A 15944-nucleotide genomic window follows, 5' to 3' on the forward strand; every position below is an offset into this window, starting at 1 on the left:
GACGTCGGCTCGTCCCGCGGCCCCCGGAACGACCCGCTGGGCGAGTCGTCACGCGGTGCCCGGAAGGACCCACTGGGCGAGTCTTCGCGGGGGGAGCGGCCCGGGCCGCCGACGGAGTCGCGCGGCGCGCGGAAGGAGCCGCTGGGCGGGTCTTCGCGAGGTGCCCGGAACGACCCGCTGGGCGGGTCTTCGCGAGGTGCCCGGAACGACCCGCTGGGCGGGTCTTCGCGAGGTGCCCGGAACGACCCGCTGGGCGGGTCTTCGCGAGGTGCCCGGAACGACCCGCTGGGCGGGTCTTCGCGAGGTGCCCGGAAGGAGCCGCTGGGCGGGTCTTCGCGAGGTGCCCGGAACGACCCGCTGGGCGGGTCTTCGCGAGGTGCCCGGAAGGAGCCGCTGGGCGGGTCTTCGCGAGGTGCCCGGAACGACCCGCTAGGCGAGTCTTCGCGAGGAGCGCGGAAGGAACCGCTGGGGGAGTCGTCGCCCGGCGCCCGGCGCCGGCCGCCCTCCGGGCCTCGGGGCCCGGCCGGGGGCGGCACGGCAGAGGCCCGGAACACCCCGCTGGGTGAGTCGTCGCGGGGGGAACGTCCCGGCCCCCCGGTGGCGTCGCGCGGCCCCCGGAACGACCCGCTGGGCGAGTCGTCACGCGGCGCTCGGAAGGATCCGCTGGGCGAGTCGTCACGGGGAGCGCGGAACGACCCGCTCGGCGAATCGTCCGGACGCGAACGACCACCCCGTCCTCCGCCGCGGAGATCGTCGAAGGCCGGCTCGTCGTACGACGGCGGTGGCGGCGCCGTGAACGGGTCGGGTCCGCTGCCGCGGAGACCGGCCAACCAGTTGTCGGCCTCGTCCGCCTCGTCCCGGCGGAACGAGTCGGAGCGCCGCTTCCGGCGCTGCTCGTTCCCAGAAGTCATGTCGCACAGGGTAGCCGAGACTCCTGGGAGGTGGCGTGTCGGCGATGTTTCGCACTATCCGAACGAGTGGGCCGCGAGCAGGGGCGTTCACCTCCTTGGGGACAATGCGTTGCGTCACCGGTCGAAGGAGGGGCATCGTGTCCGGCGAGCACTACTTCACCGCGGAGCCGGCGGCCGCCGAAACCCGGCACGCCGTCGAGTTCACCGTCGACGACCAGGAGTTTCGCCTGGTGGCGTCGGCCGGGGTGTTCTCCGCGAACCGTCTGGACCCGGGCACCGCCGTGCTGCTGCAGCGCGCCCCGCTGCCGGACGCGGCGGAGACCGGGCCGCTGCTGGACCTCGGCTGCGGGTACGGCCCGATCGCCGCGGTCCTGTCCCGCAACGCGCCGCGGGCGACGATCTACGCCGTCGACGTCAACCAGCGGGCCCTGGAGCTCGCGCGGGAGAACACGGGCCCGAACGTGGTCACCGCGCTGCCCGGCGACGTGCCGGACACTGTCGGGTTCACGCAGATCTGGTCCAACCCGCCGATCCGGATCGGCAAGCCGGAGCTGCACGCGCTGCTGCTGCGCTGGCTGCCCCGGCTGGCCCCGGACGGCGTCGCGTGGCTGGTCGTGGCCAAGAACCTCGGCGCCGACTCGCTCCAGCGGTGGCTGGAAGAACAGGGGTTCAGCGCCGCCCGGCACGCCAATCACAAGGGCTTCCGGATCTTCGAAGTCAGAAAAGCGGGCGACGGACCGGCTGGCGCGGCGCAGAATTCCTGACTCGTGGGATACGTGGACGTGGCAGGGGTCGGGCACACGCTCGCGGACGGTCGTGAGCTGTTCGCCGAGGTGTCGTTCAGGGTCGGTGAGGGCGCCAAGGTCGCGCTCGTCGGGCCGAACGGCGCGGGCAAGACGACGCTGCTGAAGATGGTGGCCGGTGACCTGCCGGTGCGGACCGGTGCGATCGCGCGCTCCGGCGGGCTCGGCGTGATGCGCCAGTTCATCGGCATGATCGGCGACGACCGCACCCTGTACGACCTGGCGCTGCAGCTCGCCCCGGACGGCCTCAGGAAGGCGGGGGAGCGGCTGCACGCCGCCGAGGTCGCCATGCACGCCGAGGGCACCGAGAAGGCGCAGCTGCGGTACGCGAACGCGCTCGCCGCGTGGGGTGAGGCCGGCGGGTACGACGCCGAGGTCCTCTTCGACACGGTGAGTGTCGCCGCGTTGAACAAGCCGTGGGACGAGACCCGGGACCGGCCGGTGCGGACCCTGTCCGGCGGGCAGCAGAAGCGGTTCGCCCTGGAGCTGCTGCTGCGCGGCGACGACGAGGTGCTGCTGCTCGACGAGCCCGACAACTTCCTGGACGTGCCGGGGAAGCGCTGGCTGGAGGATCGGCTGCGCGAGTCGGCGAAGTCCGTCCTGTACGTGTCGCACGACCGTGAGCTGCTCGCCAGGTCCGCGGACCGGGTCGTCGCGGTCGAGGGCGGCTCGGCGTGGGTGCATCCGGGTGGGTTCGCCTCGTGGCACGAGGCGCGGGTCGCCCGGCACGAGCGCCTCGACGAGCTGCGCCGCCGCTGGGACGAGGAGCACCAGAAGCTCAAGGACCTGGTCCTCATGTACAAGACGAAGGCCGCCTACAACGACGGGCTCGCCTCGCGGTATCAGGCGGCGCAGACGCGGCTGAAGAAGTTCGAGGAGGCGGGACCGCCGCCGACCCCGCCGAAGGACCAGGACATCCGCATGCGGCTGTCGGGCGGGCGCACCGGCAAACGCGCCGTCATGTGCGAGCAGCTCGAGCTGGACGGCCTGACGTACCCGTTCGACCTGGAGATCTGGTACGGCGACCGGGTCGCGGTCCTCGGCGGCAACGGCACCGGCAAGTCGCACTTCCTGCGGCTGCTCGCCCGCGGCGGCACCGACCCGGACCCGACGCAGACCCCGATCGGCGTGCAGATCGCGCCGGTCGCGCACGGCGGGCAGGTGCGGCTCGGCGCGCGGGTGCGCCCGGGCCACTTCTCGCAGACGCACGACCGTCCGGAACTGCTCGACAAGACGCTCGTGGAGATCCTCTGGCGGGGCGACGACTGGCGGACCGGGCTGCCGCGGCCGCAGGCGATGCCGGCGCTGTCACGGTACGAGCTGGCGGCGCAGGCCGACCAGCGCTTCGGCACCCTGTCCGGCGGCCAGCAGGCCAGGTTCCTGGTGCTGCTGCTGGAGCTGTCCGGGGCGACGCTGCTGCTGCTCGACGAGCCGACGGACAACCTGGACCTGGCCAGCGCCGAGGCCCTGGAGGAGGGGCTGCGCACCTTCGACGGGACGGTGATCGCCGTGACGCACGACCGCTGGTTCAGCCGGTCGTTCGACCGGTTCGTGCTGTTCCGGGCCGACGGTGAGGTCGTGGAGGTGCCGGAGCCGGTGTGGGAGGGGCGCGGCTGACGTCCTGACGGACGCGTTGTCCGTGGCGCTGCGTCACCGCGTGCTCACATAGCCCGGTGAATCCCTCTGTTGTGCTCACCGTCGGCGCGTCCGACTCGTCCGGTGGTTCCGGAATACAGGCTGACCTGCGCACCCTCGCCGCGATGCGGATGCACGGGGCGTCGGTCGTGACGGCGGTGGTGTCGCGGAACACGCGCGGCACCACCGATGTGTTCCCCCAGCCGACGACCGTGGTGTCGGGGCAGCTCGGCAGCGTCCTGGAGGACCTGCCGGTCGCGGCGGTCAAGACCGGCATGTTCCCCAACCCGGAGACGGCGGTCGCGGTCGCCGCGAGGGCCCGGTCGGGCGCGCTGCCGAACCTCGTCGTCGACCCGGTCCTGGAGGCGGCCGGCGGCGGGTCCAGGAGGGGCCTCGCCGCGGCGGTGGAGCGGCTCCTGCCGCACGCGCTGGTCGCCACCCCCAACCGGGAGGAGGCGTCGCTGCTGGTCGGCTGGGAGGTCGTGACGCCCGCCGACATGGCGAAGGCGGCGGCGCAGCTGTCGTCGGGGGGTCCGCGGTACGTGGTGATCACCGGGGGTGACTTCGTCACCGGCGACGACGCGGTCGACATGATGTGGGCCGACGGCGCGGCGCGGCTGCTGCACAGCCCGCGGGTCGCCAGCCGCAACACCGACGGCTCCGGCGCGACGTTCGCGACGGCGGTGGCGGCGCGGCTCGCCATGGGTGACGACCCGGTCGAGGCGGTCACGTGGTCGAAGGGGTTCGTCGGCAGGGCGATCAGCGACGCCGCGGACTGGCGGATCGGCGCCGGCACCGGACCCATCGACCAGTTCGGGTGGTCGTCACTCACCCTCCGCTGACGCCGGCACGACCGGGCATGATGACGGGATGGACGAGAAGACGTTGATCCACCAGATCTCGGCGCTTGTGGACGACGAGCACAAGCTGAGGACCCAGCTGCAGGCGGGCAAGATCTCCGAGGACGAGGAGCACGAGCGGCTCCGCGCCATCGAGGAGCAGCTCGACCAGCTGTGGGACCTGCTGCGCCGCCGCCGGGCGGCGAAGCTGCAGGGTGTCGCCCCCGACGAGGTCGAGCCGCACGCGGTCGACGAGGTCGAGCACTACCTGCAGTAGCGGGGCCGTCGCCGGCCGCCTGCCTCAGTCGATGCGGAGGCGGTAGCCGCGCTTGACGACCGTCTGCACGAACGCGGGGCCGCCGAGGGCGGCACGCAGGCGGGCGACGGCCATCTCGACGGCGTGCTCGTCGGCACCGCGGGGCAGCTCACGCAGCAGCGCCGCCCGGGACAGGACCCGCCCGGGCGACGCGGCGAGCGCCCGCAGCACCGCCATGGGGCCGGGGGCGAGCGGCTTCAGCGTGCCGTCGATGATCGCGGCGTGCCCGCGCAGCGTGACCGCGGCACCCGCGACGTGCAGCGTCGGGGCGCGCTTGGGCAGCTCGTCGACGAGGATGCGCACGAGCGCGCCCAGGCGGGCCCGCTGCGGCGCCGCCACGGGCACGCCGAGGCGTTGCAGCGGCGCGGCGGTGACCGGGCCCACGCACGCGGCCAGGACGTCGGTCCGCAGCGCCTCCAGGACGTCGGGGGCGTCGGGGCCGGCCACCCGCAGCAGCGAGCTGACGGCGGGCGCGGACGTGAACGTGACCGAGTCGACCAGCCGCGAGCAGATCAGGTCGACGAGCCGCCGCAGCGGCGCGGGGTCGACGGGCGGGGCCCACCGGTACACCGGGATCTCCACCACGATCGCCCCGGCGTCGCGCAACGCGGTCGTGAACTCGGGGTGCGGCTCACCGTGCAGCTGCAGCGCGATCCGCCGGCCCGCGATCCCGCCCGGGAACCCGCCGCCGAGGAGGAAGTCGAGGACCTCGTCGCAGCTCTCCGTGTCCGGGGACCAGGCCTCGAGCATGCCGGCGGCGCGGACGGCACCCTTCGCCTTCGGGCCGCGGGCGATGAGGAACGCGTCGTTGAGCCGGGCCCGCAGCGACTCGGCGAGCCCCCAGCCCTCGGCGGCCTCCAACCAGCCGCGCAGCCCGATGCCGGTCGTCGCGATCACGATCTCCGGCGCGACGTCGACGCAGGACACGGTCGCGGCCTTCAGCTCGGTGTCGTCGGCGACCGGCACGATCCGCAGCGCCGGCGCGAGCACGACCCGGGCGCCGCGGCGCTCCAGCAGGGCGCTGAGCTCGTCGCGCCGCCGGTCGGCGGTCACCGCGACCGTGAACCCGGCGAGGGGCAGGTCCTCACCCGACATCGGCTTGGCCTCCAGCGCACTGGCCGCGCTCACGTAATCGCCTCGGCCGCCGCCGCCAGCTCGACCGCGGCCACTTCGACGAGGCCGTCGCGGACGCGCACCGGGTAGACGGGCACCCGCACCCCGGGCTGGTCGAGGCATTCGCCGCTGCGCAGGTCGAACGCCTGCTTGTGCATCGGCGACGCGACCGTCGGCACGTCGCCACGGCTGCCGACGATCCCGCGGGACAGCACCGCGGCGCCGCTGATCGGGTCGAGGTTGCCGATCGCGTGCACGTCACCGTCGTACGTGCGGAACAGCGCCACCTGCGCCCCGTCGACCAGCGCGGCGACGCCACGCTCCGGCTCCAGGCGGGGGAAGGGGCACACGACGGTCCACTTCATGAGCGCACTCCAAGGACGACAGGGACGGGCTGGCCGCGTTCGGAAGCGAACGTGATCGTCGGGTCGGGGGTGTCCGGCGCGTTGACGAACGACACGAACCGGGCGAGCCGCTCAGGGTCGCCGATCGTCGCCCGCCACTCGTCGACGTAGGACCCGACGTGGTGCGCCATCATCGATTCGAGCTCGCCGGCGATGCCGAGGGAGTCCTCGACGATGACGGCCTTCAGGTAGTCCAGGCCGCCGTCCATCGCCTCGATCCACGCCGACGTGCGCTGCAGCCGGTCGGCGGTGCGGATGTAGAACATCAGGAACCGGTCGACGAGCCGGATCAGCTCCTCGGTGGTGAGGTCGCCCGCGATCAGGTCGGCGTGGCGGGGCCGGAAGCCGCCGTTGCCGCCGACGTACAGGTTCCAGCCGTTGTCGGTGGCGATGATGCCGAAGTCCTTGCCCTTCGCCTCCGCGCACTCCCGCGCGCAGCCGGACACGGCCGACTTCAGCTTGTGCGGCGCGCGCAGCCCGCGGTACCGCAGCTCCAGCTCGACGGCGAGCCCGACGGAGTCCTGCACGCCGTACCGGCACCAGGTCGACCCGACGCACGACTTCACGGTCCGCAGCGCCTTGCCGTAGGCGTGCCCGGACTCGAAGCCGGCGGCGACGAGCCGGTGCCAGATCGCCGGCAGCTGCTCGACGCGGGCGCCGAGCAGGTCGATGCGCTGCCCGCCGGTGATCTTCGTGTACAGGTTGAAGTCGCGGGCGACCTCGCCGATGACGATCAGCTTGTCGGGGGTGATCTCCCCGCCGGGGATCCGCGGGATCACCGAGTAGGTGCCGTTGCGCTGGATGTTGGCCAGGAAGTGGTCGTTGGTGTCCTGCAGCGCCGCCTGCTCGCCGTCCAGGACGTAGTCGTTGTGCAGCGACGCGAGGATCGAGGCGACCGTCGGCTTGCAGATGTCGCAGCCGCGCCCCGTGCCGTGCTCGGCGACGAGCTGCGAGAACGTGCGGATGCCGCGGACCCGGATGATGTCGAAGAGCTCCGCCCGCGACTGGGTGAAGTGCTCGCACAGCGCCTTGCTGGGCGCGACGCCGCCCTCGGCGAGCAGCTGCTTCAGCAGCGGCACGCACGAGCCGCAGCTGGTGCCGGCGCGGGTGCACGCCTTCAACTCCGCCACGTTGGTGCAGCCCTGCTCGTGGATCGCCGTGGTGATCTGGCCCTTGGTGACGGCGTTGCAGGAGCAGATCTGCGCGTCCTCGGACAGCGCCGCGCGGGGCGCGTCACCGGCGAGCAGCGCGAGGGGCGACGCGGGCAGCGGGCCGCCGACGCTGGCCCGCAGCGCCGGGTACGAGCCGGCGTCGCCGACGAGGATGCCGCCGAGCAGCGTCTGCGCGTCGTCGGACAGGATCAGCTTCGCGTACGTGCCGCTCGCCGGGTCGAGGTAGACGACGTCGAGCAGGTCGGTGCGCAGCGCGTCGCCGAAGCTGGCGACGTCGACGCCGAGCAGCTTCAGCTTCGTCGACGTGTCCGCGCCCGGGAACGACGCCTCGCCGCCGAGGAGCCGGTCCGCGACGACCTCCGCCATCGCGTAGCCGGGGGCGACGAGGCCGTAACAGCGGCCGTCGATCTCGGCGCACTCGCCGATCGCGTACACCGCCGGGTCCTCGGTGCGGCAGGCCTCGTCGACGACGATCCCGCCGCGCGCCCCCGTCGGGAGGCCCATCGTGCGGGCCAGCTCGTCGCGTGGCCGGATGCCGGCCGCCACCACGACGATGTCGGCCGGGATGTGCGCCCCGTCGGACAGGGTCAGCGCGAGCGTCGCGTTGACCGTCTGGGTCTGGCGGATCGCGGTGGTCGCCGCGCCCAGGTGCACCCGGACGCCGAGGTCCTCCACGTACTTGCGCAGGACCGCGCCGCCGGCCTCGTCGACCTGCACCGGCATCAGCCGCGGCGCGAACTCGATCACGTGCGTGCGCAGGCCCAGCAGGCGCAGCGCGTTCGCCGCCTCCAGGCCGAGCAGGCCACCGCCGATGACCGCGCCGACCTCGCGACCCTGGGCGTGTGCCCGGATCGCCTCCAGGTCGTCGAGGGTGCGGTAGACGAAGACGCCCGGCTGGTCGACGCCGGTGATCGGCGGCACGAACGCCGACGAGCCCGTCGCCAGGACCAGCGCGTCGTACTCGTACATGGCCCGCGCGGTGGTGACCTTGCGGGCGGCCCGGTCGATCGCCAGGGCCGGCTCGCCGAGGTGCAGGTCGACGCCGTCCGGCACGTCGTAGGTGAGCTCCTCGGCGGACACGCCGTCGAAGAACGCCGACAGCCGCACCCGGTCGTACGCGGAACGGCTCTCCTCGGCGAGAACCGTGATCTCCCAGGTGTTCCCGGTGTCCCGGGCGCGGAGCGCCTCCAGGAACCTGTTCCCGACCATGCCGTGACCGACAACGACGACCTTCATGGCCAAAAGGCTGACGCCGGGCGGTTTCGCTCCAGGGTCCCAAATGTTTCGCGCCTGCTAAGAGCGCCTCACTAGAGCGTTGAGCAGGACGTTACGGCGCAGCCACAGCCTGGTGAAGGTTGTGCCAGATCGTCCCACGGTACGGTTCGACGATCTGCTCGCGGGGGTAGACAGTAACGGACCCCAATATGAGGAGGAACCAGATGCGCTCGACCGCCAAGGTCACCATCGTGGCCATGACGGCGCTGGGCGTCGGGCTCGCCGGCTGCAGCGGCGAAGCCGGCACCCCCGGCGCCGGTGCCAGCGGCAAGACCTCGGCCGGTGCCTCGGCGGGGGCTCCGGGCGGCTCGGCCGGCGCCACGTCCGGCACCCCCGGCGGCACGTCCGGGACCGGCGCCGCGGCGCCGTGCCTCGTCGGCACCTGGAAGGCGACCGGGCTCGACGGCAAGCTCAGCGGGCCCGTCACCGGGACCTTCACCGGCGGCGGCGGCACCACGCTGACCGTCGACAGCGCCGGCAAGGCCCAGGTCGACTTCGGCGCCATGAAGCCGGTCACCTTCGCGTTCACCGTCTCCGGCGGCGACGTCAAGGGCAGCTTCGGCTACGGCGGCAAGGTCAACGGCACCGTCAAGACCCCGTCGGCGGCGACCGGCACGTGGGAGCCCGTCGGCACCGTCGACTTCAGCACCCTCACCGTCACCGTCGACCTGACCAGCCCCGCCGCGGTCCGGGTGGCCGACAAGGCCTCCATCGCCGACTTCGCCGGCACCGGCACCGCGGACACCGGCGGCGCCGTCGACGCCCAGCCCGTCCTGAAGAAGAGCAGCTACGACTGCTCGGGCGGCACCACCCTGAAGCTCGGCCCGCCGCAGGGCGGCCCGGACACCGGCACCTGGATCTTCACCAAGGCCTAGCAGCCGATCTCTGCTCCGCGGGCGGCCGTCCGGTTCTCACAACCGGGCGGCCGCCGACGTGGGGGAAACGTTTCGGTCAGGACAAGAAGCGGTGCGCGCGACCGAAACGTGGCGTCCTTAACTTCTGCGTCATGACTCTCGCCGTGGAAACCACCGAGCCTGGCGCACAGCCCCCGGCCCCCCGCCGCGGCGGCCGCTGGATCAGCGACTGGCGGCCAGAAGACCGCACCTTCTGGGAGGACGGCGGCGCGAAGATCGCGCGGCGCAACCTCATCGTCTCCATCCTGTCGGAGCACATCGGCTTCTCCATCTGGAGCCTGTGGTCGGTCTTCGTGCTCTTCCTCGGCCCGAAGTACGGCTTCGACCCGGCCCAGAAATTCCTGCTCACCAGCGCCCCGACGCTCGTCGGCGCGGTGCTGCGGCTGCCCTACACGTTCGCCGTCGCCACCTTCGGCGGCCGCAACTGGACCATCTTCAGCGCCCTCATGCTGCTGGTGCCGAGCATCCTGGCCGGCATCATCCTGGAGCCCGGCGTCTCCTTCACCACCCTGCTGATCGTGGCGTCCGTCGCCGGCGTCGGCGGCGGCAACTTCGCCTCCTCGATGGCCAACATCAACGCCTTCTACCCGCAGCGGCTGAAGGGCTGGGCGCTCGGCATCAACGCCGGCGGCGGCAACATCGGCGTCCCCGCCGTCCAGCTCGTCGGCCTGCTCGTCCTCGCGACCGCCGGCGCCAGTCACCCGCGCCTCATCATCCTGATCTACCTGCCGCTCATCGTGATCGCGGCGACCCTCGCGGCGCTGTACATGGACAACCTCGCGCACGCCGCGAACGACCGGCGGGCCATGCGCGACGTGATCAAGGACCGCCACGCGTGGATCATGTCACTGCTGTACATCGGCACGTTCGGCTCGTTCATCGGCTTCGGCTTCGCGTTCGGCCAGGTGCTCCTCGTGCAGTTCAAGTCCGACTTCGACACCCCGGTGAAGGCGGCCTACCTCACATTCCTCGGCCCGCTGCTCGGCTCGCTCATCCGCCCCGTCGGCGGCCTCCTCGCCGACCGCTTCGGCGGCGCCAGGATCACCTTCTGGAACTTCGTCGGCATGGCCCTCGGCGCCACCCTGGTGCTCACCGCGTCGCGGCAGCACTCCCTGCCGCTGTTCCTGACCGGGTTCATCGCGCTGTTCGTCTTCAGCGGCATCGGCAACGGGTCGACCTACAAGATGATCCCGGCGATCTTCCGCGCCAAGTACCCCACGGACGAGAACCAGTCCCGGCGGCTCGCCACCGCGCTCATCGGCGTAGCCGGCGCGATCGGCGCGGCCGGGGGCGTGCTGGTCAACCTCGCGTTCCGGCAGTCGTTCCTCGCGTACAAGACCGGTGACGGTGCGTACATCGCCTTCCTCGCCTTCTACGCCGTCTGCTTCGCCGTCACCTGGTTCGTCTACCTCCGCAGGTCACCCGGCAGGCTCGAAGGGGTCTGAGGCCGTTTTGACTCGCACAACAGCGGCCCGGTATCGTGGACCGCTGTTGTGCGATGACAAGGCGTCCCCACTGTTCGGGTACGCTAGGTGGTCGTGCGCCCCTTTAGCGCCGCCATGAGAGCGCACCCCAGAACCGACGACGTGGAAGACAAGGTAGACCTGTGGGTACGTACAGCCCGAAGCCGGGTGAAATCGAGCGCGTGTGGCACGTGATCGACGCGTCGGACGTAGTGCTCGGCCGCCTGGCCACGCACGCCGCCACGCTGCTGCGCGGTAAGCACAAGCCGACGTTCGCCCCGCACGTTGACACCGGCGACTTCGTCATCGTGATCAACGCCGGCAAGGTGGCGCTGACCGGCAACAAGCGGCAGACCAAGGTCGCCTACCGCCACTCGGGTTTCCCGGGTGGGCTCAAGAAGGTGGGCTACGAGGAGCTGCTGACCAAGAACCCGGAGCGGGCGATCGAGCTGGCCGTCAAGGGCATGCTCCCGCACAACCGCCTCGGCGCCCGGCAGATCCGGAAGCTGAAGGTCTACGCGGGCGCCGAGCACCCGCACGCCGCGCAGCTGCCCCAGCCGTTCGAGATCAAGCAGATCGCGCAGTGAGCGCGGACGAAGGACTGAGCGTGACCGACGAGACCGTCGAGACCATCGACACCGAGGCCGCTGAGCCGGCCGCTGCTGCTGTCGCCACCGTCGAGACCCCCGCCGTTGAGGCGACGGCCAAGGTCCCGACCCGTTCCCGCCGCGCCGGCCAGCCGATCCAGACCGTTGGCCGCCGCAAGGAGGCCATCGTCCGGGTCCGCCTGGTTCCCGGCACCGGCAAGTTCCTCCTCAACGGCCGCGAGCTGGAGAACTACTTCCCCAGCAAGGTCCACCAGCAGTCCGTCAAGGAGCCGCTGGTGATCGTCGAGAAGCTCGAGCAGTTCGACGTGTTCGCCAACCTGCGTGGCGGCGGCACCACCGGCCAGGCCGGCGGCCTGCGCCTCGCGATCGCCCGTGCGCTCGTCGAGAACGACCCCGACGACCGCCCGGCGCTGAAGAAGGCCGGCTTCCTCACCCGTGACGCCCGCGCCACCGAGCGCAAGAAGTACGGTCTGAAGAAGGCCCGTAAGGCTCCGCAGTACTCGAAGCGCTAACCAAGCTTCGCGGCCGGGTGCACCCTGGAGGTGTACCCGGCCGATTTGCGTTCGCGGCCCTTTCGGATCGACGGTTCGCGGCCTAAAAGCTCAACGGAGGTATCGCAGTGGGGCGACTCTTCGGCACCGACGGCGTCCGCGGACGCGCCAACGCCGACCTGACTCCCGAGCTGGCAATGGCCGTCGCCATCGCCGCGACCCAGGCGCTGTTCGAGCGCGACCACTCCCACGCGCCCCTGGCGGTCGTGGGCCGCGACCCGCGGGCCAGCGGGGAGATGCTGGAGGCGGCCGTCGTCGCCGGCCTCACCAGCGCCGGCGCCAACGTGATCCGCGTCGGCGTCCTGCCCACCCCGGCCGTCGCCTACCTCACCGGCGTGCTGTCCGCCGACATCGGCGTGATGCTGTCCGCGTCGCACAACCCGATGCCCGACAACGGCATCAAGCTCTTCGCCGCCGGCGGTCACAAGCTCCCCGACGAGGTCGAGGACGAGATCGAGCGGCTCATGACCGAAGGCACCAAGGTGCGCCCCACCGGCGCCGGTGTCGGCCGCGTCACCGACCTCGACGACGGCGAGGACCGCTACGTCCGGCACCTGCTGACGTCGCTGCCCGGCCCGCTCGTCGAGCTCAAGGTCGTCGTCGACTGCGCCAACGGCGCCGCCTCCTCCGCCGCCCCCGAGGCGTACCGGCGGGCCGGCGCGTCCGTCGTCGCGATCAACGCGGACCCCGACGGGCTCAACATCAACGAGAACTGCGGCTCCAACCACCTCGAGCAGCTCCGCGCCGCCGTCGTCGAGCACGGCGCCGACCTCGGCATCGCCCACGACGGCGACGCCGACCGCTGCCTCGCCGTCACCGCCGACGGTGACGAGGTCGACGGCGACCAGATCATGGCCGTCCTCGCCCTCGCCATGCGCGACGGCGGCCACCTCAAGGACGACACGCTCGTCGCCACCGTCATGAGCAACCTCGGCCTGAAGATCGCCATGGCCGACGCCGGCATCCGGCTTCTCGAGACCCGCGTCGGCGACCGGTACGTCCTCGACGAGCTCCGCGCGAAGGGCCTCGCCCTCGGGGGCGAGCAGAGCGGGCACATCGTCATGCCCGCCTTCGCGACCACCGGCGACGGCGTGCTCACCGCCCTGCACCTCATGGGCCGCATGACCGGCACCGGCCGGACCCTCGCCGACCTCGCCTCCGTCGTCCAGCGGCTGCCGCAGGTCCTGATCAACGTGCCCGTCGGCGACCGTGCCGCGGCCGCCAAGGCCGCCCAGGTCCTCGACGCCGCGAAGCAGGTCGAGGCGGAGCTCGGCGGCGCCGGCCGGGTCCTGCTCCGCCCGTCGGGCACCGAGCAGCTCGTCCGGGTCATGGTCGAGGCGTCCACCCTGGCGATCGCCCGCGAGGCCGCCGAGCGCATCGCCGCCATCGTCCGCACTGTCTCTCCCGTCTCTCCCGTCTAGTCCGAAAACTGAGGGTGAGTGGGCGTGCGGCAGCTCCCGGCGATGCCGGGACCTGCCGTATGTTGCTTCACGCTGCTTGTGGTTGGGGTCGTTCGGCGGTGACGGTGTAGCCGAGGGCTTCGAGTTGGCGGATGTGGTTGCGGGCTCGTCGCTCGGGGTTGATCCGGCTGTCGTAGAAGTCGGCGCCGAGGTCATGGAAGGTGGCCTGGGCGTCGCCGAGGATGTGCCAGATGACGATGAGGGTCGACCGGCCGATAGCGACGATGGCCCGTTTCGCGCCGCGTCTTCGGGCGATGCGACGGTAGCGTTCACCGAGGAAGGTCGGGGTCCGGGCGGCGCTGACCGCGGCCTGGCCGAGGGTGCGGGCCAGGTAGGGGTTGCCGTGTCCGGTGGCGCTGCTGCCTTTCTTGCGGCCGGCGGATTCGTTGACCTTGGGTGAAAACCTGGCCCAGGAGGCCAGGTGGGCCGGGGTCGGGAAGCGGCTCATGTCGGTCCCGATCTCCGCGATGATCGCCCGGGCGGCGATCGCGCCGACACCGGGGATCTGCTCAAGCCGGGTCGCCGCTTGCGCGAAAGGGGCGATGCGGACCTCGATCTGGGCGTCGACGTCGGCGATGTCGGCCTCGATCGCGTCGATCCGGGTGAGCATCTTGGCCAGCAGGAACGCGTGATGTTCGCTGAACCGGCCGACGAACGCTTCCTCCAGCGTGCCGATCTTGCGGCGGAGGGTCGAGCGGGCCAGCTGCGCCAGCCGGCCCGGATCGCGTTCACCGGCGATCAGTGCAGCCATCATGGCCCGGCCCGAGACACCGAAGATGTCCGAGGCGACCACCGACAGCTTGATCTGCGCGTCCTCCAGCAGCTTCTCGGCCCGGTTCTTCTCCGCTGTCTGCGCAGCGACGAGATCGACCCGGTACCGGGTCAGGTCCCGCAGCATCCGAATTTCCGGCGGTGGCACGAAACTGGGCCGCAGCATCTGCCGTTCGGCGACCTTGCACAACCACACCGCATCCAACCGGTCGGTCTTGGGCCGTCCCGGCAGATGCTTGACGTCACGGGCGTTGACCAGCCACGTCTGGAACCCGGCCGCCTCGAGGAGGTAGAACACCGGCTTCCAGTAGTCGCTGGTCGCCTCCATCACCACCCGCGTCACACCGAGCTGCCGCAGCCGGTCGGCCATCCGCAGCAACGACCTCGTCATGGTCGAGTAGGTGTCGACCTCCTGCAGCCGCCGACCCGGCCTGGCCGGGTCGGGCAGCCGGGCGCAGCACACGAGCGTGGCCTTACCAATGTCCAGCGCGGCGATCCGCTCGATGATCTCCTCGCGCTCCTGCGTCTCCTCCAACACGTGGCCCTCCCTGCCCACGCCGAACCGTGCCAAGGCGTCGCCCGCGGCGGCCACTGAGGGACAGCGAATCTAGTCCTCGTGCTCGAAGCAACAGTGAAGGGCCCATCAGCGTGACCACCAGCATCCGACTAGCCCACGGCCTGGAACGAACCAAGAAGACACGACGTCAGCGGGCGACCCCACCACGGCACCACCAACCACCCACACACCGCAAGAGACGAATGCAGTTTTCAGCCCGGAACGGGCCGCCAACCGGCGAACGGGACTAGCCCCCGGCTCAGCTCGCTTTCCGGGTCACGCGCGGTGGCGGCGGTCGTCTCGTACCGACGCCGCCATGGTCGACATGAAGGGGTCTACCCGGGAGTAACGTGCGGCGCATGACTGACGCCCGCACCGTTCTCGTCACCGGCGCATCCCGCGGCATCGGCAAGGCGACCGCCGTCGCCTTCGCCGCGCAGGGCTGCAACGTCGTGCTCACCTCCCGGGACCAGGAGGCGCTCGACGCCGTCGCGGAGGAGATCCGCGCCGCCCACCCGTCCGCGGGGGTGCTCGCCCACGCCGCGCACGCCGCGGAGCCCGACCAGGCCGGCGCCGCCGTCGACGCCGCCATGGCCCGGTTCGGCGCGATCGACGTCCTGGTCAACAACGCCGGCACCAACCCGTACTTCGGCCCGCTCATGGACATCGACCCGGTCCGCGCGGAGAAGACCGCGCGGCTCAACCAGTTCGGCCCCGTGCTGTGGAGCCAGCTGGCCTGGAAGGCGTCGATGTCGTCCCGGGGCGGCGCGATCGTCAACGTCGCCTCCGTCGGCGGGCTGCTCACCGAGCCCGGCATCGGCTACTACAACGCGACGAAGGCCGCGGTCATCCACCTCACCCGCCAGCTCGCCGCCGAGCTCGCCCCGGCGGTCCGGGTCAACGGCGTCGCGCCCGGCATCGTGCGCACCAAGCTCGCCCGCGGGCTGTGGGAGAACAACGAGCAGTACCTCAGCGAGCACCTCCCGCTGGGGCGCATCGGCGAACCCGACGACATCGCCGACGTCATCACCTTCCTGGGCGGGCCGGCGTCGCGCTGGATGACGGGCCAGACGCTCGTCATCGACGGCGGCGCCCAGATCCGCTCCTCGCTGGCCTGACCTCGCCTGTCACGCGTGCTACCCCCGGCCCGGGG

Annotated in this window: 14 protein-coding genes; 10 read left to right on the forward strand and 4 right to left on the reverse strand. The window is 71.9% G+C overall.

Going from position 1 to position 15944, the window contains the following annotated elements:
* Positions 1-1048: 1048 nt before the first annotated feature.
* Genes ACQEVZ_RS30910 through ACQEVZ_RS30925 form a run of 4 tightly spaced genes read left to right on the forward strand, consistent with a single transcriptional unit; the run spans position 1049 to position 4465 of the window.
* On the forward strand, positions 1049-1675 hold the full coding sequence (locus tag ACQEVZ_RS30910) for a class I SAM-dependent methyltransferase (protein ID WP_433372961.1): 627 nt from the start codon (positions 1049-1051) through the stop codon (positions 1673-1675).
* A 3-nt stretch (positions 1676-1678) separates the two neighbouring features.
* Positions 1679-3331 carry an ABC-F family ATP-binding cassette domain-containing protein gene (locus ACQEVZ_RS30915; RefSeq protein WP_344501818.1) on the forward strand — a complete coding sequence of 551 codons (1653 nt, stop codon included), beginning with the start codon at positions 1679-1681 and terminating at the stop codon, positions 3329-3331.
* Positions 3332-3387: 56 nt separating this feature from the next.
* Positions 3388-4191 (forward strand): bifunctional hydroxymethylpyrimidine kinase/phosphomethylpyrimidine kinase, encoded by an 804-nt coding sequence (thiD, locus tag ACQEVZ_RS30920; protein WP_344501817.1) that lies wholly within the window; start codon positions 3388-3390, stop codon positions 4189-4191.
* 28 nt (positions 4192-4219) lie between these two features.
* The gene (locus ACQEVZ_RS30925; protein WP_344501816.1) at positions 4220-4465 is read left to right on the forward strand and encodes a DUF2630 family protein; all 246 of its coding nucleotides are present in this window, start codon (positions 4220-4222) and stop codon (positions 4463-4465) included.
* Positions 4466-4489: 24 nt separating this feature from the next.
* Here ACQEVZ_RS30925 and ACQEVZ_RS30930 read toward each other — a convergent pair whose 3' ends face one another.
* From ACQEVZ_RS30930 to nirB, 3 genes are read right to left on the reverse strand one after another with little or no spacing between them, the layout of a single operon-like run.
* Positions 4490-5599, reverse strand: a complete 1110-nt coding sequence (locus tag ACQEVZ_RS30930) for a uroporphyrinogen-III synthase (protein ID WP_433377091.1) — start codon at positions 5597-5599, stop codon at positions 4490-4492.
* Positions 5600-5628: 29 nt separating this feature from the next.
* Positions 5629-5982, reverse strand: coding sequence for a nitrite reductase small subunit NirD (gene nirD, locus ACQEVZ_RS30935; protein ID WP_433372966.1), 354 nt, complete (start codon positions 5980-5982; stop codon positions 5629-5631).
* A complete protein-coding gene (gene nirB, locus ACQEVZ_RS30940; RefSeq protein WP_433372969.1) occupies positions 5979-8429 on the reverse strand; it encodes a nitrite reductase large subunit NirB in 2451 nt (816 codons plus the stop codon). Before nirB ends, nirD begins: the two co-directional genes overlap by 4 nt.
* A 203-nt stretch (positions 8430-8632) precedes the next feature.
* Between nirB and ACQEVZ_RS30945 the strand changes: the two genes are divergently transcribed.
* The 5 genes from ACQEVZ_RS30945 (at position 8633) to glmM (ending at position 13425) form a co-directional block, all read left to right on the forward strand.
* Complete coding sequence (locus ACQEVZ_RS30945) at positions 8633-9343, forward strand: hypothetical protein (protein ID WP_433372972.1); 711 nt, start codon at positions 8633-8635, stop codon at positions 9341-9343.
* A gap of 131 nt (positions 9344-9474) precedes the next feature.
* A complete protein-coding gene (locus ACQEVZ_RS30950; protein ID WP_433372975.1) occupies positions 9475-10827 on the forward strand; it encodes a nitrate/nitrite transporter in 1353 nt (450 codons plus the stop codon).
* A gap of 161 nt (positions 10828-10988) precedes the next feature.
* Positions 10989-11432: a 50S ribosomal protein L13 gene (gene rplM / locus ACQEVZ_RS30955; RefSeq protein ID WP_344501810.1), complete on the forward strand. Its 444-nt coding sequence runs from the start codon at positions 10989-10991 to the stop codon at positions 11430-11432.
* A 44-nt stretch (positions 11433-11476) separates the two neighbouring features.
* Entirely contained in the window at positions 11477-11965 is a 489-nt protein-coding gene (gene rpsI, locus ACQEVZ_RS30960; RefSeq protein ID WP_344501919.1) for a 30S ribosomal protein S9, read from the forward strand.
* Between the two features lie 107 nt (positions 11966-12072).
* The gene (gene glmM / locus ACQEVZ_RS30965; protein WP_433372979.1) at positions 12073-13425 is read left to right on the forward strand and encodes a phosphoglucosamine mutase; all 1353 of its coding nucleotides are present in this window, start codon (positions 12073-12075) and stop codon (positions 13423-13425) included.
* Positions 13426-13492: 67 nt separating this feature from the next.
* Here glmM and ACQEVZ_RS30970 read toward each other — a convergent pair whose 3' ends face one another.
* Entirely contained in the window at positions 13493-14773 is a 1281-nt protein-coding gene (locus ACQEVZ_RS30970) for an IS110 family transposase (protein ID WP_433370761.1), read from the reverse strand.
* 377 nt (positions 14774-15150) lie between these two features.
* Between ACQEVZ_RS30970 and ACQEVZ_RS30975 the strand changes: the two genes are divergently transcribed.
* Positions 15151-15909 (forward strand): SDR family oxidoreductase, encoded by a 759-nt coding sequence (locus ACQEVZ_RS30975; protein ID WP_344501808.1) that lies wholly within the window; start codon positions 15151-15153, stop codon positions 15907-15909.
* Positions 15910-15944 lie beyond the last annotated feature (35 nt).

Source organism: Dactylosporangium sp. CA-152071, assembly GCF_050936335.1.
Lineage (GTDB): Bacteria > Actinomycetota > Actinomycetes > Mycobacteriales > Micromonosporaceae > Dactylosporangium > Dactylosporangium maewongense.